The sequence below is a fragment of the Paenibacillus sp. GCM10027626 genome (assembly GCF_042676285.1).
In the GTDB taxonomy this organism is placed as follows: Bacteria; Bacillota; Bacilli; order Paenibacillales; family Paenibacillaceae; genus Paenibacillus_Z.
In genome coordinates, this window is sequence record NZ_JBHTHC010000010.1 from 18310 (window position 1) to 40383 (window position 22074).

Below are 22074 nucleotides of genomic sequence, written 5' to 3' on the forward strand. Positions count from 1 at the left end.
AACCTCAACCTCCAGAAGATGATATCTTATGCTCGTCGCGATATTCCTGCGGGGTCATCCCGAACTGCTTTTTAAAAATCTTAATAAAATAGGCGGTATTCAAATAGCCTACCTGTGACGTGATCTCGAATATTTTCAGCTCGCTGTTTTTAAGCAAATAGATCGCTCTGTCCATGCGCACTTTGTGCAAATATTCCTTCAGCCCTTCTCCGGTCTCCAGCTTGAAAATTTTCGACAGATAAACCGGATGCAGGTGGACATGATCAGCCAGTGTCGCCAGCGTCACGTCCTTATCAAGATGAACGTGAATATATTCCTGCACGCGCTTGATTGTCATCCGGCGGTCGCTGGTCATTTCTTCCTGATTTTCGCTGGAAAAATAACGGCATAGCGCCAGCGCCCAATCCTTCATCGCCGGGATGGACATTAAGCGGGTAAGCGACGGCAGCTCACCGCTCGCATCGAAGCCGCGGAGCAATTGCCGCAGCGACGTGCCGCTGGCATGGGCAAAGTGATAGCAGGCTGCCGCCAGCGTATGGTACAGCTCGGCGAGCCATTCAGGCGAATGGGCCTGCTTGTCGCTTAATTCTTCGAAAAAACGCAGCAGCTTATCCTCCGCCTCCCGCCACATCCCCGCTTCGAACAGATGGATAAACGATGGCGGATCATGCAAATGGTGAATAGGTGCGATCTCTTCCTGGCCAGGCTCATCCTGCTGGACATTCATGACCAGCCCGATATCGTTGCCGATGCGCCGGCGCATCGTCGTGACCGCCGCCCGGTATTGCTCGCTCAATTCGGTCTCGATGCGGCCGCGATTCCCGACGACAACCGATACGCTGCCATTAATAAAATAGTACGTATTTTGATAGAGGCGCGAGGCGAGCCGGGAGACGAATTCCTTGTCCCAAATTCGCGTCCCTGCAGCCGCTTCTGACTTCTGCTTAATGACCAGTACGATATAATGGTGGGCGTCCTTGCATGTCCAGCAGTGGAAATAAGGCCCGAAAATTTCTTCAGCAATATTCGTCACCGTATATTCCATCAGCAGCAAATCATGCTGATTGTAATGATTGAAGGCGCCCTCCAGCCGAATCAGGATCGGCCATACCTCGTCGTCGGCAGCATACGGCAGCTCGAGCATCTCCAGCTTGCTGCCCAGATCGTCCATGCCGACCCGGCCTTCAAGTGTATTGCGCAGCAACTCGCTTTTGATCGTCGGCAAATGATGGCGTACGATGTTAAGCGTATTTTGATGTGAGCTGATCGTCTCCCATTTGTGCTGCAGCTTGTCGGAAATTTGCGTAATCGCGGCGATCAACTTCTCGTCGCTGACCGGCTTGAGCAAGTATTCCGCCACCTGCAGCGACAAAGCCTGCTTCGCATAATCGAATTCCGCATACCCGGTGAGCATAATATATTCAATATCGCCCGATTTTTTGCGAATCTGTTCGATCAGTTCAATCCCGCTCATGCCCGGCATGCGAATATCTGTAATGACAATATCGATATGATGCTGATCGGCAATTTTGAGTGCTTCTCTGGCGCTGTAGGCACAGTACACCTCATCGATTCGCAGCTGCTCCCACGGCATCGTATGCGCGATGGCATCCACAACAGACGGCTCGTCATCAACGATCAATAGCTGAAACAAAGTTCTTCCCCCTCTTGCCGCGCAATGATAAGCTCTGCCCGCACGCCGCCGCCCGGCACCCGGTACAGAAAGAGACCGGAATGCTTGCCGTACGTCAGCTTCAGACGCTGATTCACATTCCATAGCCCCATCGATCGCCGCACCTGCTCCTCGCGGTAATCAAGCGATTCATTCAGCTCCCGCATGGCGGCTTCATCCAGCCCTACACCGTCATCCTCAATGACGATCCGGTATTCCCGCTCCAGCACGATCCCCTTGATCGCAATTATGCCGGCGCCTTCCTTCGGCTCAATGCCGTGGATAACCGCATTTTCGACGATCGGCTGCAGCAATAGGCGCGGAATAATGAGCCGGTTCATCTCCTCCGGAATCATCGTCTCATACGTAATGCGCTTCATCCGCATATTTTGAATTTGCAAATAGTTGTGGATAACGTCCATCTCTTCCTGCAGCTTGGCTGTCTGCTCCCCAAGACGGATCGTATATCGGAAATATTCGCCCAGATTAAGCGCCATGGCCACGACGGTCTCTTCATCGCCCAACCGCGCCATATTTTTTATGTAGAATAGACAATTATACAAAAAATGCGGGTTGATTTGCGATTGCAGCTGCTTTAGCACCGCTTCTTTGGAGCGCAAGCGTTCCTCGTACACTTTTTCAAGCAAAGACTGCACCTGTTCTGTCATATCGTTGAACCGCTGAAACAGGAAGGAAAACTCGCTGCCGCCATTCATCGCAATCCGGCTGGAATAATCGCCGAGCCGCATCCGCTGCACATGCCGCACCAGAGCCCGAACCGGCACCTGCACATTGCGATAAAGCACATAAGCGGCGGCGATGCCAAGCACTAGTAATAGGGAAGTCGTGACGTAGAACCATTGGCGCGAGGTAAGCATCGGCGCCAAAATTTCCTCCATCGGTATAAAATCGACAACGTACCAGTCCAGCGTTTGCAAGCGAATATAGCTGGCCAAGTATTGCCGGTCGGCGAGTTCGACCGAAAAGCTCATCCGCGATGAATCGTTTAGCGCCGCCTCCCGAAAATACTCGTTAATAAGCACAGCCTTGTCTGCGTCCAGGGAGCGGTTGCCGATCAAGCCATGCTGCGCATTATACAGCAGGGGCTCGCCTTGTCCATCCGTCTTGTACTGGTCAAGCAAATCCTGCAAATAACCGATGGAAAAGCTCGTTTTGACGACCATCTCCGCCTTCTCCGGCTGGTCGTAGGCAAGCGAAGGCGAAACGGTAAACCAGACAAAATGCGGCTCTGCATATTCCGCTCTCCCGCCCTGGCGGTACTGCCAGCCTTCTTTAATTTCAGCCAGCAGCGCCTCATCGTCATAGTCGATTACCCGGGGCGAGGTCGATATTACCTCCTGGATGACGCGCGAGTACAGCGTAATGCTCGTATTCCAGCCGGTAACGCCCGAACGCTGGTTCATATCGTCAAGAACAAGCTTCTCCCACTCCTGCTTTTCGCGCAGCTTTCCGGAAATTTGCTGATATTCCAGCTCCTCGATTACCGGGCTGTTGGACAGCGTAATCGAATTTAACGCGATTTGATTGACCTTCTCATTCAGCTGCTTATAGAAAAAAGTCAGCTTGTTCTCGTTTAACGTCGTCACTTCCTGCTTGATGACTTGTACGGAATTTTCATTGTAAAAGTAGAACAAGATCATAACCGGAATGAGCAGCCCGAGAATAATAACGACGATTTTTGTGAAAATAGTGACTCGTCTCTCCATACGCATGTCCGCGCTCCCTGTTTTTAGTTTCACCATATCATAGACAGGCTAAGGGAGGCGATCATTATTTGTTAACATGCTACTTTCCGGCTACCGATGTATACCATTCATTTACTTCTTCCGTAATGCGATCCCCGCCCTGCGACTTCCATTCTGTGACAAAGTCGTCGAACGAATCGACCGGCTTGTCGCCAAAAATAATATCGCTAAAAGTTTTCAGCTCCAGCTTCCGCAAGTAATCCCACTTTAGCTTCATCGTCTCCGTGCTGCCGCCTGTATAGGCATTTTTGAACCGCGTATCCCGCTGATTCCAGACGTCGGTAGCCGACTCCAGCTCGATTGGCGGCACGAAGCCCGACCAAATTTTCTCATAAGGCGTCTCAGCTTTGCCGTTCGCGGCCACCTTAACAAGCGCGCTGACATTAAGTGAAGGAATGCGCGGACCGCCGTCCAGCAGACTGTAGAAAAACACTCGGACGCCTCCGCCCGGCACCTTGTTCAGGTCATACGTCACTTCCCCGTCAACCTTCGCCCAGTCATAGCCTTCCGCCCAGCCATGCTCGTATTCGCTGCCCGCTTCCGGGTTTACTACATGATCGAACAGATAATTGGCATACGTAAAGAAAATTTCCGGATGCTCCATATCTTTATTAATCAGCAGCGCGCCCGTATAAGGATGCGATCCGTAATGCATCGTCTTCCCGTCTGGACCTGTCGGCAGCTTGAACGTCGTCAGTTCGGCTTGCGGATTGTTCACATTCATATCGCCCATCGGCCATGCTTCCGACCAGAAAGGACCGGTGAAGCTGCCCGCCTTGCCTGCGGACATGAAGGAACCGGCTTTGCCTTGATCCCAGATGCCGGCTTCCATCGGAATATAGCCTTTTTGTACCCAATCCTTCAGCTTCGCCAGCCCTTCCTTGATTTGCGGCTGGACGGAACCGTAGCCGAGTTTGCCGTCCGCTTGCTCAAGCCACATCTCCGGCAGGCTGCCATAAGCGCCGAACACCCAGCTTAAGGAGAACATATTGCCATAGGAATCTTTTAGTCCGACGGCCGTCCCGTAAGTGTCGGCTTTGCCGTTGCCGTCGGGATCGTTGTTTTTGAAAGCATCCAGCATTTTCTCATAATCATCGATCGTGACCGGTTCGGGAAGACCGAGCTTCTCCATCCAATCCTTGCGCACCCATAGTACCGGATCATTGTTGTAATCATAATCCAGATTCGGAATGCCGTACCGCTTGCCGTCGCGCGTGAACTCATACCAGGCCGTCGGCGCTTCATTCATCGCCTGCTTCCATGATTCGCTGGCATATTGGTCAAACAGCGGACCGACTTCGCGGAACTTGCCGGAATCGATCAGCATTTGCGCCACCTCTCCAGCTGCAAAGACGACATCGGGCAGCTTCTCATTAGAGGATAGCATCAGCTTCAGCTTCGTATTGTAGGCATCGCTTGTATTTACGACAGACCACAGATTTTCAATTTTGATGCCAAGCTTTTCTTCTGCCCATTTGTAATGCACGTTGTCATCCGCGGTTTCACCATTTTTGAACGTTGTAGGGGTAGCAATTTTTTTGACCGTCGTAATCGTCACAGGAGGATCATATTTGCCGTTAATCATTGGCAGTGCTGCCTCTTCTTCCTGTTTTTTGCCTTGATCCCCGGTATTCGCATTTTTGCTGTTGTTGCCGTTGCCGCTTGCGTCTCCATTGCTGCCGGAGCAGCCAGCGATGGAGACACAGGCTGCGAGCAGCAGCATCAGTTGTCCCTTTTTCGCTAACATATCGTTGCTAATCCCCCTGACTGAAGTGAAGGTAAGAGTCTGCACTCTCCCGAGCTTGCATATGCACAGTATCAGCTGAACCTATTCTAATAGTAACGGCAGCCTGAGACAATTGAAATAATGGTTTGTTAACTGTCCATGTACTTTTTTTAAGCTGGGGAGTCTTCCTTATCATTTCCTTTACATCAGGCTAAGAAAAACATATGCGGTGTTAATGATGCGTCATATAGATCGGAAGTTCCTCATGCTAGAATGATCCATATAATCTCGACAAGCCTAGCGGAGGTGCGCGCATGAAATCAAATCAACCACAACCTATAGCAGCAAATACGGAGGAGGCGGCTGCCATGACATTGCAGACACGTCCCAAACGGAGACCGCTCTGGTCGTTCCATCTCATGCTGCTGCCGGCTGTTCTCGTCACATTGCTGTTTCAATATTTGCCGATGGCTGGCATCGTGCTCGCGTTCAAGGAATTCAAGCCTTGGCTGGGCATACTTGACTCGCCCTGGGTCGGCTGGATGCATTTCGACGACATGTTTTCCCGGAGCGACAGCAAGCAAGTCATATGGAACACCTTCATCATTTCATTTTTCAAAATTATGTTCATCATAATAGTACCTGTTATCTTCGCCTTGCTGCTTAATGAGGTACGGCTTTCTTTCTTCAAACGAACGGTGCAAACCTTCGTCTACTTGCCGCATTTTTTATCCTGGGTCATCCTTGGCGCAATCCTGATCGATATTTTGTCGCCGGAGAGCGGCTTTGTCAATCAAGTCATTACATGGCTTGGCTTTGATCCGGTCTTCTTTCTCGGCGATGGCGATTGGTTCCGCTTTACTGCTGTCGCTTCGCATATATGGAAAGAATTCGGCTTCGGCACGATTATTTATTTGGCCGCGCTCGCCGGCGTTAACCCCAGCTTATACGAAGCGGCCGAGGTCGACGGCGCCAATCGCTGGAAGCAGACGCTGCATATAACGCTGCCTGCGCTCGTGCCGATCATTGTCGTCTGCACCACGTTAGAACTCAGCAATATTTTGAATGCCGGCTTCGATCAGATCTTCAACCTGTACAATCCGCTTGTTTATGAAAAAGGAGATGTTATCGATACGTTCGTCTATCGCGTCGGGATTTTGAATCAACAGATGAGCTTTGCCACCGCTGTCGGACTATTCAAATCGGTCATCAGCTTCGCGCTCGTCGTGGCAGCCTATCGCATCTCTTACAAATACGCGAATTACCGCATTTTTTAGGAGGACTCCCGATGTACTACAAAACGAAAGCTTACAGGCTGTTCAGTTCATGCAATTATCTGTTTCTCGCTCTGCTGGCCTTTCTGTGCCTGCTGCCGCTGATTCATACGCTTGCGCTGTCGTTTAGCGGCCGCGCACCTGCCAACGCCAATCTGGTCGGACTTTGGCCGGTCGACTTTACGTTCGACGCTTATAAAAAAACGTTCAATAATCCGAATTTCCTGCATTCGATCCGCATTTCTCTGCTACGTACCTTGATCGGCACAGCAAGCGGCATGCTGATGATTTTTCTCGCGGCTTACCCGTTATCCAAAAGCAATCTTGTCTTCAAAAGCCGCTCCGTCTACTCCTGGTTTTTTATTATGACGATGCTGTTTAACGGCGGACTTGTCCCGAACTACATTGTCGTCCAAAAGCTAGGGCTGATGAACTCCATTTGGGCGTTGATATTGCCGGTTTCCGTCAGTGTCTGGCTACTTGTGCTCATGCTCAATTTTTTCCGCAATGTGCCGAAGGAACTGGAGGAAGCGGCGCTAATGGACGGAGCCAGCCAGCCGCGTATATTGTTCATGATCTTCTTGCCGATCTCGATGCCGGCCGTCGCGACCTTATCGCTTTTCATGATGGTCTTCCACTGGAATTCCTGGTTTGACGGCTTGATTTATATTACCGATTCGAGCAAGTACCCGCTCTCTACTTTTTTGCATACGATTCTTATTCAGATCGACGCGACGCAATTGTCCTCCGGGCGGGATATGGAAAATATATCGAACCAGACGGTTAAAGCAGCGCAAATTTTTATTGGCGCCCTGCCGATCCTGCTCGTATACCCGTTTTTGCAGCGGTATTTTGTGAAGGGGATTGTATTGGGGTCGGTGAAGGAGTAGGAAAAGCTACACGGACAGGAGAAAAAAAGTCCCCCGCCAATTGCCAGTGCACATACACCGGCGCCAATTGGAACGTGGGACTTTTTTCATCTTATTTTAACCGATGCACCGCTCCGGCTATACAGCCTGCCGCATTATTCGCTGCCCTTATGCAGCCAGCCAACTACAATGATGTCAAGTGTTCCGTCCCGTTTAACTGCAGCCATTTCAAGTATCCAGGCGTCAGCTCAACAATCGAAACTCCTGTATTGCTCTGCGCCAGAGAACGATACTTGTGGAACGGAATGGAGAGCGAACCGGCGATAAAAAGCCGATTAAGCGTATTGTGCCCCAGCACAAGTACTGTATCGCCTTCGTGCTCTCGCATTTTCTCCATATAAAAATTGTTGGCTCTTTCATACACCTCGTCCGCATTTTCTCCAGTCTCGCCTGCAGAAAACTCGCCAGGGTTTTCATTCCATTTTTTCCATGAATCAGGGAAATTTTGTTGGATTTCCTTCCGGTTCAGTCCTTCCCAGCGGCCAAAATCGATTTCGCGCAACCGCTCGTCGATTATTACAGGCAGCCCTTGCCGTTCGGCAATTGGCCGAACGGTTTCCAGCGCACGCTGTTGCGGAGAAGAATAGATTGCAGCAAACGGAATGGACTGCAAGTATTTAGCCGCTTGCTCCGCCTGCCGTTTTCCCTCTGCAGACAGGATAATATCGCTTTTTCCGCAGTAACGGTCCTCATCCGCATTCCACTCGGATTCTCCATGCCGAAGTATATAAAATACCGTCATGACTTGTCACTCACGCTTTCCTCTTGATAATATCCAAGCTTCACAAGCTTCTCGACAAACCGGGCATATCCGTCTTCGTATTTGCGGGTCATGGACCGATCGTCCGGTTCCACAATCCGTTCTGGCCGGATCAATTGTTCCGCTGCTTGCGAAAGACTGTGGTAGCAAGGCACGGCTGCAAGAACGGCCGCTCCTGCCGCTCCCTCCGTATGGGTCATCTTCACCACCGGTTTTTGCAGCACATGGGCGCGGATTTTCAACCATACCTGACTGTTGCTGGCCCCGCCCGACGTTTGTACGCAGGACACCTTCTCTCCAGATAGGCGCTCGACAATATCGTAAGACAATTTTTCCATATACGCGACGCCCTCCATACGGGCTGCATAACGTTCAATCGCACTGATCCCCGGCGGATCGAAACCAACCGCCGCTTCCGAGTAAAAAGGAAAACGTTCGCCTTGCCGCTTTAGCGGATACGAGAGCCACGCGGTCGGGATTAAGCGGCCGGCGGCCTCATTCAACTCGTCCAGATCGGCTCCCGCATAATCGCTGGATACCCAGTCGGCGCCTGTATTGCTCGCCCCGCCGGGCATCCAGAATCCATCCGGATGCCGGTGATTGTAAAATATGCCGAGCCGGTCTTCAAGCGGCTTGCGGGTGACGCCCTTGACGACCATCGTCGTCCCGATAGTCGTATTCCATTCTCCCGGCCGGATCGAGCCGGCCGAGATCTGGGACGCGCAGCCGTCCGTCATGCCGGTGACGACATCCACTGTCGAAGGCAAGCCGGTCGCTTCCGCTATTGCAGGATCAAGTCTTCCGATAACAGTTCCGGGAGAGACGACTTCCGGAAACCAGCTCCCCGGTAAACTGAGCTCTTTCCCGAGGTATTCCGGCCAGCTTAAGCGGTGCAGGTCATAACCGGTTTTCAGTGCGTTCGTGTAATCGGTCACTCCCCACACGCCGCTTAGCTTGCCGAGAATATAGTCGGCCGCATGGGCCCATAGCTTTATCCGCTCCGCTATTCCCGGGTGTTGGCGTACAAACCAAACGATTTTAGGCAGGCCTGCGGAAGGATTAAACGCTTTATAGCCCTGAACTGCATTCCGCTCCGCTATTCGTTTGCACAGCTCCGCTTCCTCGCGGGAACGCGGGTCGCTGTACATAAGGGCGGGACTCAAAGGTTCATAGTGCGAATCCAGTGCAATCACGGTTCCCGATGTGGAGGTAACGGACATAGAACGCACAGCCCCCAAGCGGCCTTGCCGCTTCAATTCAGACGCGATGTCCTGCAGGCAGGCTGTGACAGACTGCCACCACCGGGCCGGGTCCTGTTCCTCTCTCGATAATCCGATGAGAAACGTATGGCTCCGGGAAGATACGATCTCTCCACAATCATCCAAAGCAACAATACGCACGCCTTGTGTCCCGATGTCTACGCCCAGATAGATTGGAACTTGTTGTCTGTTCATTTCTTCCCCCTTCCTGTCTGCCCATCAACCGTTTTATTTGGGGAAATAAGTGCTGAATCCTGTTCTCGCTTCCGCCATCTGCTTGTCGCTCAACAGTTTTAACGATCCCAGCGCGCTGGCTCCCCAGGCCAGTTGCGCCATATTCTCGATAATTTCCGCACGCTGGAAAGCAGAAAGCAAATCAGAGCCGACGGCAATGACGCCGTGATTTTGCAACAATGTGCCGTTGGCATTGTCCATTGCTTCGACAGCATATTGCGCAAGTTCCTCGGAACCATAGGTGGCATAAGGAGCAATCGGCACAGAATCGCCAATATCTGCAAGCAGATAATGCACCGGTGGGATTTCCATGCCTGCACAAGCAAACATCGTCGCATACGTTGAATGGGTGTGCACGATAGCCCCAATATTTTCCCGGCGGTTATAGATGGATTGGTGCATAGGCTTCTCGGAGGATGGCTTGCGGTGTCCCGTCACCGTTTCCCCTGTGGCCAGATCGATTTCCACCAAATCCTCAACCGTCATCACATCGTAAGGCAATGCCGAGGGCGTAATCCACATCGTCGCTTTCTCAGCGTCTCTGAAACTGATATTTCCGCTTGTTCCGGATACAAGTCCCAACGAATATAGCTTTTTACTGAAATATACAAGCTGCTCTATTTTAGTCATTGCTAGCTCCTTTGATATAGGTTTTTTGGTCGATAATTTTTCTGCATTGCAACCAGTCTTCATATAGTTGTTGATAATCCGTTTTTTTGTCCGGCAGCACAGATTCATAATCGTTGAAGTCCGTTCCGCCCGGAATGCCTAACGTTTCATTACAGATCAGCACCGAGCCCAAGACGGAGGAATGTTGGCCGTTTCGCTTCACACGGATCTCGGCATCCAACATATCAGCGAGCATCCCCGATAAAGTCGCGCTTTGGAACCCTCCTCCACAGCCCCAAATAAAGCCTGTATCCCGGACAATATCTTCTACTTGACCCCAGATTGTTTTAATCGCGCAAGCGATATCGAACAAAGCAGCCCAGGCAAAATGAGCGCGCGTCAAATGCTGGGGTGTCGGAATTGGAAAGACAAATCCTCCGTGCTGCGGCTGAACACCATCGATAGGGCTGGTACTGAGGCAGGCAAAGCAGTCATAGTGATTTACCCGGCTCATCTCTTCCTCCATCGTTTCATAGCTTTCATTCGGATAAAAAATCGCTTTGATTTTTTGATAATTCAGCCCCGATACTCCGCAATTCCCTTCGATCAGCCATTTGCCAGGCTCAATATGCGAGTTGGTCCACGTTCGGGCATGGGAATCGTACAAAAACCGATCGACAATTTTAACGATAGGGGTGGTCGTTCCGGAGACAATAATGGCATCTCCGACGGACGATGTCACATGCTTAACGGCAACCTGGGTATCCGCTCCCCCGACAATTACCTTTACATCCTGTTCGAGACCAAACAATGCGGACATTTCCGGAAGCAGATTTCCTAATACCGTGCCGGAAGGGTGAATCGGCGGAAGAATCGAGGTTGTCAGATTCATTTCCTGTGCCAGCGCTTCGCTCCATTCGTTCAGCCGAACGTCATACAATAGTGTCTCTGTAGCCTGCGACGGCTCATAACCAAGCTTGCCGCTCAGCATGTAAACCATCCAATCGCTAATACTGCAAAACTTATCGATCCGCTCCCATACTTCTGGTTCATACGTTCTGATAAAAGCTAGCGACATGCCCGAGAACAGCCCGGTCGGCCAGCGCGCCGTTTTTTCATAAATCGCCTGGCGGTTGGGCATCTGTTTAGAATAATCTTCGCCCCTGAAATCGATATTCGGCAGACCGAGAAACGGTCTCCCGTTCCGATCGATCAAGACGATTCCCTGACGCTGGCTTGTCGATGTAGCGCCGATAATCCGCACATCTCCCGACCGGGCCAGCGCATTGCGGGCAAGCGTTACAAGCCGCGACCAAATCTGTTCGGGATCGAAATACAGCGACTGCGCAAATTCCGGATTGGATTGATAATGGATGTCTTCCCTCTCGATAGCCAAAATCGTCCCGTTCGTTTCGATTACAGCGACTCTCATATTACCGGTTCCGAAATCAAAAACGATGTAACCTTGTTTCATAGTTCCTTCACTCTCCCGCAGCTTAACTTTGCTTCTGTTGAACGAATTGCGGATTAACCAATTCCTTGACCCGTGCCGCCGGGTCGTTAAACCATTGAATAAGGGCCCTGTTCATGATATCTGTATGATGATTGTCGACTTCATGAGTAGCGCCGGCAATATGAGGCGTTGCCAGAACATGAGGCATGCGGATCATTTCGTTATCCAGTTCGCCCGGCGGTTCGCTGTAGAATACATCTAAAATGGCGCCGGCGATTTTCCGTTCTTTCAGCACGGTATATAAAGCATTTTGGTCTACAACGGACGCCCGCGAGCTATTCACGAACAGCGCATCTTTTTTCATCCTGGCCAGCATGTCCAACGTGATCATGCCTTCGGTATGCTTATTGGCTGGCAGATGGATCGATACAATGTCGCTGGTCGCCATAAGTTCCTCGATGCTGTTCATCGCTACAAAATGGGAATCAGGGGACTCGGAAAGATACGGATCATAATACTGTATCGGACACGGGAAAACTTTCAATAAACGAGCTGTCGTTTGAGCGACTGCACCGAAACCTACCATGCCGACAGTCTTCCCCGCAAGCTCGTTGCCCCGGAATTGCAAATAGGAATCATAGGCGCCTTCAGTCCACTGCCCGCTTTTTAACCACGCGTTCGCTGCCTGTACATTCCGGAGCATGACAATCAGTTTCCCGATTACGAGCTCAGCCACAGCTTGCGCATTTCTGGCCGGCGTATGGAATATCGGCACCCCGTGCCGGTTAGCCGCTTCCAGATCTACATTGGAAGGAGTTCCTCTGCACACACCAACGAATTTAAGATCGACAGCCTTGAGTACAGAATCATCAACCCTGTCATGCTCGGTTATCAAAGCGTCGGCTCCGGTTTCCTTCAGCAATTGGATCACTTCATCCGGCTGGCTGACCGTACCTTTGTCTTTCCAGTCACGGTATTCAATTTCCGCATAAGGCTTAAGCATTTCTCTGGCTTGGACGGAATAAGGGGCAGTAATTAAAATTTTCATCTTGTATTCAACCTTTCTGCAAATCAAATTGTTATATGAACAAAGTCAACCTTTTTTGTAAACGAGCCTTATTATTAGGAATGAATCGTATCAAGCTGCTGATGGCTGTTCGAGACCGCCCGTTCAGTTCCCGCCGTTTCTTCGGTCTTCGGCAGTGTAATAAACTTTGTAATAAAGGCGCTGATAAAGTATAGAATGGCAAACAACCACATCAAACCGCCGGCATGAAGAATATTGATAAACGCGCCGACCAAAGCCGGTCCTACAAACGCACTGAGTCCCGCTCCCAAATTCAGTATCCCCATTGTGGGTCCTTTCTTATCTGGAGCCAGCGACGGAATCAAGGCCGAAAGCGGAACGTATGCAGCCAGCAACGCGCCGAAAATAACCGCAACTCCTGTCATAATCCAATAGTCCGGCCCCACCCAAAGCGGAACATAATACAAAGCCAACGTCATTAATCCGCAGCCGACTCCGCCAAACCACATGACAGTGTTGCGCCAGCCCAGCTTATCGCCAACTACGCCAAAGATCAGGTTGAAAATAATGTTGCTTAAAAACAACGTTCCATAAATTTGCAACCATACACTCTGCGTGAAGCCGATGCGATCAATCATATAGGTGGGAAGGAACACGACAAAACCAAAGACAGCAGTCGTATTGATCATCCGCACGATGCCCCCCATGCCGACCTTGGGATACTCAAAAACAATCGTAATGCCGCTCCACAGTTTCTTGAATCCCCCTTCTTCATGAGGGTCCCGTTTTCTTTCGAAACGGTCGCGATTAATGACAAGTGCCAATAGACCGCCTATAGCAATGAAGATAAGGGAAGTCCATAATGTATTCAGTTCGCCAATTCTGGGAATGATGAAACTGGAATAATAGGCGCCAACGACATTTAGTCCTGCGGTAAACACGAACCAAAACCATCCGACAGCAGTGCCAAGCTTGTCCTGGGGGCTGCGGTAAGTGACCCAAACTAGAAAGGAATACGCAAAAAGCGGATAACCAAACCCGCGCATCGCATATGTCGGAAGCATAACCGAATAGTTATTTTCGGCTATCCCGAATAGTAAAAACATGACCGTTCCCGCCAAAAAAGCCAAAAAACCAAATGTCATCGTTTTTTTCGGCCCCCACATTTCTACAGAAACTCCTGAGAACCACGAGGAAATGGTCAGCATGATCCCATACACAGTAAACAGTAAAGCCGATTGCTGGATCGTCAAGCCGTTGTCAATAAGATAAGGGGATAACCAGCCCATTTCAAGACCATCACCGATCATAAAAAAGAGAACTCCGAGGTATCCCCACTTCAAGGATGAAGGTATGCCTAACTTCCCGCTTACAGATTGCGCATTAGTAACCGCTTTCATTTAGTATCCTCCTATTTTATTATTCCTGCCGGCACCGAGAAGGGGAGAGGCAAGCAAGGGAAGTCCGCTTACTTGCCAATCAGCATTCTTGCGGTCTCGTCATTAGTAATCAAAACGTGGAAAATATTACCTTTTAATGCTCCTGAAATCGCTCTCACTTTATTCATTCCGTAAGCAATACCAATACGTATAGGGATATTTCGAAATTGCTCCGTTGTACAACCGACTACGCGCTCTGACAAGCTGGGGTACGAGAACTCGCCCTTTTCGTTAAAAAAGTGAAAAATGACGTCGCCGACACTCCGGGCTGACAACATTTCGCTGGTCAAATCAGGAGCCAACTTCGCGGATAAGATTGTAGAATCTTCTCCTGTATGCCCTATGCTTACAATGCCGACTGATACTTTTTTTATCTGCTCGGCCACTTCCTTAATGCTGTAATCCTCCAAAAAGCTATTCCTGCTTTCCGCATTGCGTGCAATCGCCGGCGCCGGCAGCAAACATGATTTGCTTTGCAGCGATTGTGCCCACAGCTGAACCGAAGAGGTCGTAGGCATCAGTTCTTCTTTAGCGCCGGAACCTCCGGTAAGCTGAACAATCTTCAGCTTTGGACGCGGGTCGCACAAGTAAATTTGCGTTCCGATCGCATGGATCGTCTTCCCCCAGCCAAGCCCGACTGATCCCTCCATAGGAAGAACTGTATTTAAATATTTGCTGACCAGCGCTTCGAAGGAATTGCCTGATTGATTCTCGCTGCGCAAAACAACGCAGTCTTTCAGCTTGTACCGCTTTAATAATGTTCGTTCCAGCGATGGCGACCGCCAACGATCCCAGTCTGAATGAATTTGAAAATGAATAATCCCCCTCTCTTTTGCTTCATTCAGAAATCGTGCCACCGAAGAGCGGCCGATATTCAATTGTTCTGAGATTTCCTGTTGGCTTAGCTCCAAAATGTAATACAGCCGTGCGACCTTTTCCAAAAACTCATTTTTGGACATTTGCTCATTTTTGGTTGATTTGTTCATGACGCGTACAATATATCACACCCTTTTATTCCTGTAAACCGGTTTCAAAAATTATTTTTCCTCCCCGGCTGTGCTTCCTTTTCCTTCTGTTGGAATTGCTACTATATTCATCTTATAATTCTGTTTTGCCTGTTTACTTGGCAGATTTGATTTGAAGAGCCGCTAACGAACCTGACAACCCTTATTCGACTCAAAATGGGGCCTTGTGGACTGTAACGAATCTACCAATCGTTATTCACTGAAAATCGGCCGCTTTCCCGCCTTTTTACCATCAATAGCGTGTCTCAGGTTCGTTACACGCTAAGCAAGCCGATTTTTCGGCCAATAGCGTGTCTCTGGTTCGTTAGCCCTAATCGTCAACATAGGGAGGATGAAATGGAGAGCATCCAGATCCAGATCACGATCCCCCCTTCTGATGATCCGGCTCTGCAGTTGGGCAGCAGTTCCAATCTGCAACATTTGAGCGCGTTATACTCGTACATCGGACCTTGGGCTGGGGCGGTTTGGAGGTTTGACCGATGAAGAGGGCGTCCGAAATCCGGACGCCCTCTTCATTCTTGCTCAAGCCTTGTTCATCGAATCCTTACTCACCCGTTGAAAAGCTAATATTTTTCACAAAATCATTCATCCTGAAGTTCGCCTGCTCAATCTTCCCGACTGGCTGTCCGTCTGCGAACAGTCCTTCTATAGTCACCTGCTCGACCGTATGCTGCTCATCAAAGCCATGAAACAGCGACGGTACGCCAGCCGGAATTTGTATATTGCGGAATACAATATTGCGGATCCGGCCTGCTGCTTGGTCGACCGACCAACGATCCTTGAAGATGAGGCAAGCCATCGCATAGCGCTGCTCATCCTCGATCCGCATATTTTCGAAGCGGATATTTTCAATCGTTCCCGAGTCGCCGACGATGATGCAAAGCGAACCCAGCTCTTCCGTCCAGACAGCCCGGCTATGCACGATATCGCAATCTTCAAATATGACATCGGCAATGTCTGTACGCGTCTCGCCTGTAATGCCGAAGCAGCGAACCTTATCATTCCACACGGTGCAGCCGCGCACGCGAATATCTTTGCCGCCAAGCGCCGGCGGGGCGGCCATCGCCTTCACGACGACCGCATCGTCGCCGGTACGAATAAGACAATTGTCCACACGCACGTGCTCACTGTTGACAATATCGATTCCATCGCTGTTTTCCCGGTAGCCGATCAGCAGCAGGTCGCGAATGAGGCAATCCTTCGATTGGGATAGATGAATCGTCCAGTGCGACGTGCCGACACAAGTAATGCCTTCGATACGCACCCGCTCGCAATTTTGGATCAATGCCGCCTTGCGGGCATGCCAGTCAAGCATGGACAGGTCGATGATGCCCCGGCCGCGGATGGCGATATCGCTCGCATGGCGGGCGACAAATGTATCCCGGTACAGCTTCTTGCCTGCCCAGTCGCTCTCGACGTCCGGCACTTCTCCTTCCGGTACCGTTACCCGCAGCACCGCTCCTCCGGCGATGTATACGGTCTGCCCGGTTTGCAGCTCCACTGTACTTACAGTATGTAGGCCAGGGCCGAAATAGATGACGCTCCCGTCATCCGCTGCCGGCACATCCCGCTCCGGCGCATGCACCATAATGAAGAGCGGACGCTCCAGATCGCCATTCGTCTCCACGATATATTTGCCAGGGCCGCTAATCGGAATCCGCACCGTCTGTCCCTCTGCTTCAGCCGTCACTTGCAAGGACGCCGGGCGAATCTGCACGCTATGCACGGGCTTTGCGCTTATCGCCTGCAGGACAATCGCTTCCGTCCCCTCCACATACTCGAATGAAGCAAAAGACAGCGGCCCGCCGCTCGTCACTGGTGCGGCATAGACCGGTATCTCCTGTCCGCCTGCCGACAAAAGCCAGTCCCGCGACAGCACAAGCCCATCCGGATCGGCGCCAAAAGCATCATTGCCCTGCTCTGCCAGCCTTGCCTCATCGGCAGCGTAGCCGATTTCCGGCGGTGCCGGAAAAATACGCAGCGTCACATTATGAATGGTATATAAATTAGTCATCTTTCTTTACCTCCAATAGCAATCGATCATTGATCCATGCGGCGTGCAAAAACGCCGCCCGCTCCTGCGGGCTTGTATTCGGCTGGTGAAGACTTAGCCTCCACTCTCCTTCGAAGGTTTGAAACAGCATGCCATGCCCGCCATCTTTGCGGAAGAACGGCTCGTTCTCCTGCACCCACGGCCCCTGAATGCTGCCGGAAGCCGATTTGGCCAGTCCAATAGCGTAGCCATCCTTGCCATGGCTTGACCATAGCATCCACAGCTCATCCTGCGGCGAGCGGAACAAGTAGGGACCGTCCGTCACATAGCCGCGGCTGCCATTAAATTCGGTGATACATACCCAAGGCGCTTCAGTAGCCGAAAATAGCTTGATCGGCTCGCCGGCCGCAGCCTTCAAATCCGGCTGCAAGCGTTGGGCATACATCTCCCCATCGGTCGTTTGCAGCCATTCCCGGCAATAAACGATCCAGGGCGCACCCTGCTCATCCCGGTAAAGCGTTCCATCCAGACATTCCCACTGATGCGGCGTGATCGGCTCATCCGTCAGTGGCTGGAACGGTCCAAGCGGATGGTCCGCTACAAGCAGCTGCGTCGCCCGGCACCGCCCTTCCGCCTTAAAACTGGCGAGCATATAGTAACGCCCCTCGTAGAGATGAACCTCAGGCGCCCAAAAATTTTCGTCTGCCCAAAAGTCTGCCTCCGGACGAAAGACCGGGAACGGTCCCTCCCACTGCTGCAAATCCCGGCTGCGATAGGCATCAAATCCGCTAGCCTTCCCGCCCCAGGGCTGTTTATCTGTCGTTCCGTACATATAATAGATGCGTTCATCCGCAATCGGTAAAATGAACGGATCGCGAATTTGAATATCCGCCGTTTGCTGCATGATTTTTCCTCCTCTAGTTGCTTTAGAAACACCTATCAGCGGCTGACCAGCTTAATAGCGGATCACCGGGTTCCACGCTGTGGAATCATAAGCGGGATTGGCCCGCTGATCCACGCGAAAGGAGAGCATGTCGCCTTGCGCCACCTGCAGAGTGAAATCATGCCCCACACCTGTTCCGTCTTGCGCGCCGATCGTCTGCCACTGGCCGCTGGCCGGCCACACCATCGTGCCGTTCTTCCAGATGCTCACATTGACGCCATCGCCGCCGCCCAAATCCGCTTTCCTGACCTGGCCAGTTACCCGCACAGTGCCAGCTTTCGGCGCTTGCCATTCCAGCATCGCCTGGCTGTTGTCCGGATGCAGGTACATGCTGCCCCAGCCGTTCCAGATCGCATCATACGCTCCTGGTCCGCGCCAATGATTGGAGCCGTCCAGGCTCCAATTCATATTAGTTGTGCCGATCCCGCTGCGCCAGACGCGGTAATACCATCCGCGATTGCCCTGCAGATGAATCATATCCCACGCGGCATTAAAGACATTGTTGAATTCGTAGTTGATTTCCGGATTCCATGACGTGCTGTCATAGGCGCTGTTCCCGTTCTGATCGACGCGGAAGGAAATTTTGTCGCCTGCCGCAACTGCAGCAGACACTTGATGCGTTACGCCTGTCGTATCGTTATAGGCGATCGTCTGCCACTGCCCATTCGCCGGCCAGATCATCGTCCCATTTTTCCAAATGCTCACCTTCACACCGTCGCCGCCGGCTGCAGCCAGCTTCTTCGCCGTGCCGGTCAAACGTACCGTCCCCGGCCTTGTGGCCTGCCATTCAACCGCAACCTGATTGTTATTGTCCGGATGCAGATAGAAGTTGCCGTTATCGCTCCAAATTGCATCATAGCTGCTTGTGCCGCGCCAATGATTACTGCCGTCCGGATTCCAGCTCATATCGGCGGCCTCCCCGCCGCCCGTCAGTACCCGGTAGCGCCAGCCCTGATTGCCTTGAACGGTTGCATAGTCATCAGCCGCCTGGAAGCGGCTCTTTGCCGGCACGCCTCCCGGCGCCTTTACTTCAATGCGATTGGCATAGCTGTTAATGTTAAAATGAGGATCGTTAAAATCCTGCACGACGGTGCCGCCGATGTTAATGTTGTCAAATACGACATCGGAAATCTGGTGCTGGCTGTCCCAGCCGGCCAGCTTGATTTCATTCGTTCCGTCGGAGTAAGACGTTATATTTTTGTACGTGATGTTCTTCATTTCTCCCGGCCAGGACCAGTTGCCGTGCAAGGCGCCGAAATAGAACGAGGTATCCATCTGCACGTTAATAAGCCGCTTCGCCTTTTCCACCCGAATATCTTCAAACGTAATATCGCTGAAATGAGTAGCTTCGAGCGCAAAAATATTAATGGCCGAACGGTCCGGCAAAATATCGGGATGATCGCGGTCATCGAAATTGTGTAAAATATCCATGTTCTGAAAACGGATGTTTTTCACATAGGAGGCTACCGTTTCCGCGCCTATGCCAATCGCGTTGTTAGCATCGGACCAAAGCTGCGTATTGTAAATCGCAATGTTATAGATCGGCAGCGCTTTGGCCGGCTCCGTCTCATCTGACAAGCCTTTGACCGCAATCGAATCATCGGCCGAACGAATGAAGTTCCCGTTAAAGGTAATATCGTGGCTGCTGTTAATATCGAAGCCGTCGCTGCTGGCAAATTTCGGGCTGACGCCTTTATAGTTCGTCACATTGACAAACCCACTCCCGTGAACGGCCGAAGTCCAGCTCGTCGTATTGTTGTTGACGATAATGTCTTTGATTGTCGCTTGGTTGACGAAATTGAGCGCCATCGTAATGTTGCCGTGCGCATCGTTCGGCATCGTATCATTGAGCAAAATTCCCCGCCCGCGAATCGTCACATTTGACGCTTCGTTAGCCCGGACCCGACCGCGTACCACAGCGCCTGGCGCGATGTACAGCGTTTTGTTGGAGGACAAAATAATCGGCGATGCACCGCTTCCGGTCAAATCATAATAGCCGGGGCCATAGTAGATCACATTCGGATCGGTCGCGCTAGGGATGTTCGTATCCGGTCCGTCGGCAAACAGATGAAGCACCTTGCCCTGATAATTGTCGTCCAGAATTAGCGTGACATGAGACGGTTGATCCAGCGTGAACGTAATCGTGTTGCCGCTTCTCGTCGCATTCAGCCCCAAAGAGCGGGGAGCGAGCCGATAGGATGAAAAATTGAAATTCGGTGTAATGGATACGCTTACGCTGCCTGTCATTTCAAAACTGCCATAACTGACCTTATTGCCCCAGCTGTTGCCGCCGGCACTGTACACCGCCACCTGGCTCCCTTGCGCGGTTACAGCAAAATCCTCCGACTTGTATGCAGCCGGCAAGTTAGCCGGGGCGGGGTAGGCCGTGACACTTCCTGTTGCATGAACCGTTCCTTCTGAACCGAATCCAATCACCGGCATAACAAGCGCTGCAATCAGCAGCGTCAACATCAGCTTTTTTATCATCATGACTCGCTCTCCTCTATCGGACGTTTAAGTTCGCTGTGTACTTGTTCACTGTGAAATGTGGGTCTTTCAAATCTTTCACTTTATTGCCATTAATATTGATATTTTTGAATGTCACATCCGAAATGAGATGGTTTTCATCCCAGCCGGCTACTTTAATTTCATTCGTTCCATCCGAATAGGACGTAATATTTGAATACGTAATGTTGCGCATTGAGCCGTCCTCTACCCAGCTGCCTAGCAACGCGCCGAAATAGAAGGTGGTATCCATCTGAATATTAATGAGCCGTTTCGCTTTTTCCACCCGGATATCTTCAAATGTAATGTCGCTGAAATGCGTCGCATTCAAAGAAAAAATATTAATGGCGGAACGGTCGGGCAGCACATCCGGATTGTTGCGGTCATCAAAATTATAGAGTACATCGATGTTGCGGAAGGTAATGTTTTTAAAATAGGCGGCTACTGTTTCCGCGCCAATGGTCATCCCGTTGTTGGCATCCGACCATAGCTGCGCATTTTGGTACGTAATGTTGTAGACCGGCAGCGCCTTCGCCGCTTCCTTCTCATCAGACAGGCCCTTGATGGACACCGCATCGTCGCCGGAATGGATAAAGGTACCGTCGAAAGTAATATCATGACTGCTGTTAATATTGAAGCCGTCACTGCTGGCAAAGCGCGGGCTGACCCCTTTATAATTCAGCACCTCGACGAAGCTGCTTCCATGCATGGCCGAAGTCCAGATTGTAGTATCGTTATTGACAATAATATCCTGCACCTTGGAATTGGTAGCAAAGCTGAGCAGCAGCGTTATATCTCCGTATTCGTCTTTGGTTATGAAGTCATTGTACAGAATACCCCGTCCCCGAATGGTCACATCGGAAACCTGGGTCGCTCTGACGCGTCCCCGGACGACCGCACCGCCCGCAATATAGAGCGTCTGCCCTGATTCCAGTATGATCGGCTTGCCGTCATAACCGCCGAGATCGTGATAGCCTGGGCCAAAGTAGACGACTTTTGGATCTGACGGATCCGGAATATCGCTCTCTTCCTTCTGGGCGAACAGATGCAGTACCGTGCCCTGGAAATCGTCATCCAGTACCAGTGTTACATTCGCTGCTTCCTGCAAAGTGAAAGTAATCGTTTTCTCTTCCTGCTTGCTCACAAGCTCCAGCGAGCGCGGCAGCAGCTTGTAAGTTTTGAAGCTGTCGCGGGGCGTAATCGTAACCGTTACCGGACCGCCGGTCATATCGAATGAGCCGAATATGACCGGATGATTCCAGCTGTTCATGCCGCCGTTATACAAATCAATTTGCTTGCCGCCCGCTGTGACGGCAAATTCCTCTGCCCGCAAATGGACCGGCAAATCCGCCGGTGCGGCGTAAGCTGTTACGCTGCCTGGCTGCGCCGGCGCATCGCTGCAGCCGAACACCAGTTGCAGCAGCAGGGCAACCGCAAGAAGCCGAATAACCGATTTCATA

General features: G+C 51.2%; 16 protein-coding genes. 2 read left to right on the plus strand and 14 right to left on the minus strand.

Annotated features, from left to right (window positions below; translation table 11 throughout):
- Positions 1–4: 4 nt before the first annotated feature.
- The 3 genes from ACFQ0N_RS19895 to ACFQ0N_RS19905 form a co-directional block, all read right to left on the minus strand.
- A complete protein-coding gene (locus ACFQ0N_RS19895) occupies positions 5–1654 on the minus strand; it encodes a response regulator (protein WP_379329372.1) in 1650 nt (549 codons plus the stop codon).
- Positions 1639–3399: a cache domain-containing sensor histidine kinase gene (locus ACFQ0N_RS19900; RefSeq protein WP_379329374.1), complete on the minus strand. Its 1761-nt coding sequence runs from the start codon at positions 3397–3399 to the stop codon at positions 1639–1641. Before ACFQ0N_RS19900 ends, ACFQ0N_RS19895 begins: the two co-directional genes overlap by 16 nt.
- Before the next feature lie 79 nt (positions 3400–3478).
- Positions 3479–5185, minus strand: a complete 1707-nt coding sequence (locus tag ACFQ0N_RS19905) for an extracellular solute-binding protein (protein WP_379329376.1) — start codon at positions 5183–5185, stop codon at positions 3479–3481.
- Positions 5186–5532: 347 nt separating this feature from the next.
- On the opposite strand from ACFQ0N_RS19905, the gene ACFQ0N_RS19910 reads away from it, so the two are divergent.
- Positions 5533–6441 carry an ABC transporter permease gene (locus tag ACFQ0N_RS19910; RefSeq protein WP_379329785.1) on the plus strand — a complete coding sequence of 303 codons (909 nt, stop codon included), beginning with the start codon at positions 5533–5535 and terminating at the stop codon, positions 6439–6441.
- A gap of 11 nt (positions 6442–6452) precedes the next feature.
- Positions 6453–7328: a carbohydrate ABC transporter permease gene (locus tag ACFQ0N_RS19915; protein WP_379329378.1), complete on the plus strand. Its 876-nt coding sequence runs from the start codon at positions 6453–6455 to the stop codon at positions 7326–7328.
- A gap of 163 nt (positions 7329–7491) precedes the next feature.
- Here ACFQ0N_RS19915 and ACFQ0N_RS19920 read toward each other — a convergent pair whose 3' ends face one another.
- The 11 genes from ACFQ0N_RS19920 to ACFQ0N_RS19970 all read right to left on the minus strand — a co-directional run bounded on the left by ACFQ0N_RS19920 (position 7492) and on the right by ACFQ0N_RS19970 (position 22073).
- On the minus strand, positions 7492–8109 hold the full coding sequence (locus tag ACFQ0N_RS19920; RefSeq protein ID WP_379329380.1) for a histidine phosphatase family protein: 618 nt from the start codon (positions 8107–8109) through the stop codon (positions 7492–7494).
- The gene (locus ACFQ0N_RS19925; RefSeq protein ID WP_379329382.1) at positions 8106–9581 is read right to left on the minus strand and encodes an FGGY-family carbohydrate kinase; all 1476 of its coding nucleotides are present in this window, start codon (positions 9579–9581) and stop codon (positions 8106–8108) included. Before ACFQ0N_RS19925 ends, ACFQ0N_RS19920 begins: the two co-directional genes overlap by 4 nt.
- A 33-nt stretch (positions 9582–9614) precedes the next feature.
- Positions 9615–10250 (minus strand): class II aldolase/adducin family protein, encoded by a 636-nt coding sequence (locus tag ACFQ0N_RS19930; protein WP_379329384.1) that lies wholly within the window; start codon positions 10248–10250, stop codon positions 9615–9617.
- Positions 10243–11703: an FGGY-family carbohydrate kinase gene (locus ACFQ0N_RS19935; protein WP_379329386.1), complete on the minus strand. Its 1461-nt coding sequence runs from the start codon at positions 11701–11703 to the stop codon at positions 10243–10245. Before ACFQ0N_RS19935 ends, ACFQ0N_RS19930 begins: the two co-directional genes overlap by 8 nt.
- A 22-nt stretch (positions 11704–11725) precedes the next feature.
- Positions 11726–12730, minus strand: coding sequence for an NAD(P)-dependent oxidoreductase (locus ACFQ0N_RS19940; RefSeq protein ID WP_379329388.1), 1005 nt, complete (start codon positions 12728–12730; stop codon positions 11726–11728).
- 74 nt (positions 12731–12804) lie between these two features.
- Positions 12805–14109, minus strand: coding sequence for an MFS transporter (locus ACFQ0N_RS19945; RefSeq protein ID WP_379329390.1), 1305 nt, complete (start codon positions 14107–14109; stop codon positions 12805–12807).
- A gap of 68 nt (positions 14110–14177) precedes the next feature.
- Positions 14178–15134, minus strand: coding sequence for a sugar-binding transcriptional regulator (locus tag ACFQ0N_RS19950; RefSeq protein ID WP_379329392.1), 957 nt, complete (start codon positions 15132–15134; stop codon positions 14178–14180).
- 583 nt (positions 15135–15717) lie between these two features.
- Positions 15718–17187: a glycosyl hydrolase family 28 protein gene (locus ACFQ0N_RS19955; RefSeq protein WP_379329394.1), complete on the minus strand. Its 1470-nt coding sequence runs from the start codon at positions 17185–17187 to the stop codon at positions 15718–15720.
- Positions 17180–18070, minus strand: coding sequence for a glycoside hydrolase family 43 protein (locus ACFQ0N_RS19960; protein ID WP_379329396.1), 891 nt, complete (start codon positions 18068–18070; stop codon positions 17180–17182). Before ACFQ0N_RS19960 ends, ACFQ0N_RS19955 begins: the two co-directional genes overlap by 8 nt.
- Before the next feature lie 51 nt (positions 18071–18121).
- Positions 18122–20599, minus strand: a complete 2478-nt coding sequence (locus tag ACFQ0N_RS19965) for a glycosyl hydrolase family 28 protein (RefSeq protein WP_379329398.1) — start codon at positions 20597–20599, stop codon at positions 18122–18124.
- Between the two features lie 13 nt (positions 20600–20612).
- Positions 20613–22073 carry a glycosyl hydrolase family 28 protein gene (locus ACFQ0N_RS19970; RefSeq protein WP_379329400.1) on the minus strand — a complete coding sequence of 487 codons (1461 nt, stop codon included), beginning with the start codon at positions 22071–22073 and terminating at the stop codon, positions 20613–20615.
- Position 22074 lies beyond the last annotated feature (1 nt).

Bases quoted from the DNA above. Each gene is read 5' to 3' on its own strand.
- ACFQ0N_RS19900 (WP_379329374.1), bottom strand. From the start codon at position 3,399: ATGGAGAGACGAGTCACTATTTTCACAAAAATCGTCGTTATTATTCTC.
- ACFQ0N_RS19905 (WP_379329376.1), bottom strand. From the start codon at position 5,185: ATGTTAGCGAAAAAGGGACAACTGATGCTGCTGCTCGCAGCCTGTGTC.
- ACFQ0N_RS19910 (WP_379329785.1), top strand. From the start codon at position 5,533: ATGACATTGCAGACACGTCCCAAACGGAGACCGCTCTGGTCGTTCCAT.
- ACFQ0N_RS19915 (WP_379329378.1), top strand. From the start codon at position 6,453: ATGTACTACAAAACGAAAGCTTACAGGCTGTTCAGTTCATGCAATTAT.
- ACFQ0N_RS19920 (WP_379329380.1), bottom strand. From the start codon at position 8,109: ATGACGGTATTTTATATACTTCGGCATGGAGAATCCGAGTGGAATGCG.
- ACFQ0N_RS19925 (WP_379329382.1), bottom strand. From the start codon at position 9,581: ATGAACAGACAACAAGTTCCAATCTATCTGGGCGTAGACATCGGGACA.
- ACFQ0N_RS19930 (WP_379329384.1), bottom strand. From the start codon at position 10,250: ATGACTAAAATAGAGCAGCTTGTATATTTCAGTAAAAAGCTATATTCG.
- ACFQ0N_RS19935 (WP_379329386.1), bottom strand. From the start codon at position 11,703: ATGAAACAAGGTTACATCGTTTTTGATTTCGGAACCGGTAATATGAGA.
- ACFQ0N_RS19940 (WP_379329388.1), bottom strand. From the start codon at position 12,730: ATGAAAATTTTAATTACTGCCCCTTATTCCGTCCAAGCCAGAGAAATG.
- ACFQ0N_RS19945 (WP_379329390.1), bottom strand. From the start codon at position 14,109: ATGAAAGCGGTTACTAATGCGCAATCTGTAAGCGGGAAGTTAGGCATA.
- ACFQ0N_RS19950 (WP_379329392.1), bottom strand. From the start codon at position 15,134: ATGAACAAATCAACCAAAAATGAGCAAATGTCCAAAAATGAGTTTTTG.
- ACFQ0N_RS19955 (WP_379329394.1), bottom strand. From the start codon at position 17,187: ATGACTAATTTATATACCATTCATAATGTGACGCTGCGTATTTTTCCG.
- ACFQ0N_RS19960 (WP_379329396.1), bottom strand. From the start codon at position 18,070: ATGCAGCAAACGGCGGATATTCAAATTCGCGATCCGTTCATTTTACCG.
- ACFQ0N_RS19965 (WP_379329398.1), bottom strand. From the start codon at position 20,599: ATGATGATAAAAAAGCTGATGTTGACGCTGCTGATTGCAGCGCTTGTT.
- ACFQ0N_RS19970 (WP_379329400.1), bottom strand. From the start codon at position 22,073: ATGAAATCGGTTATTCGGCTTCTTGCGGTTGCCCTGCTGCTGCAACTG.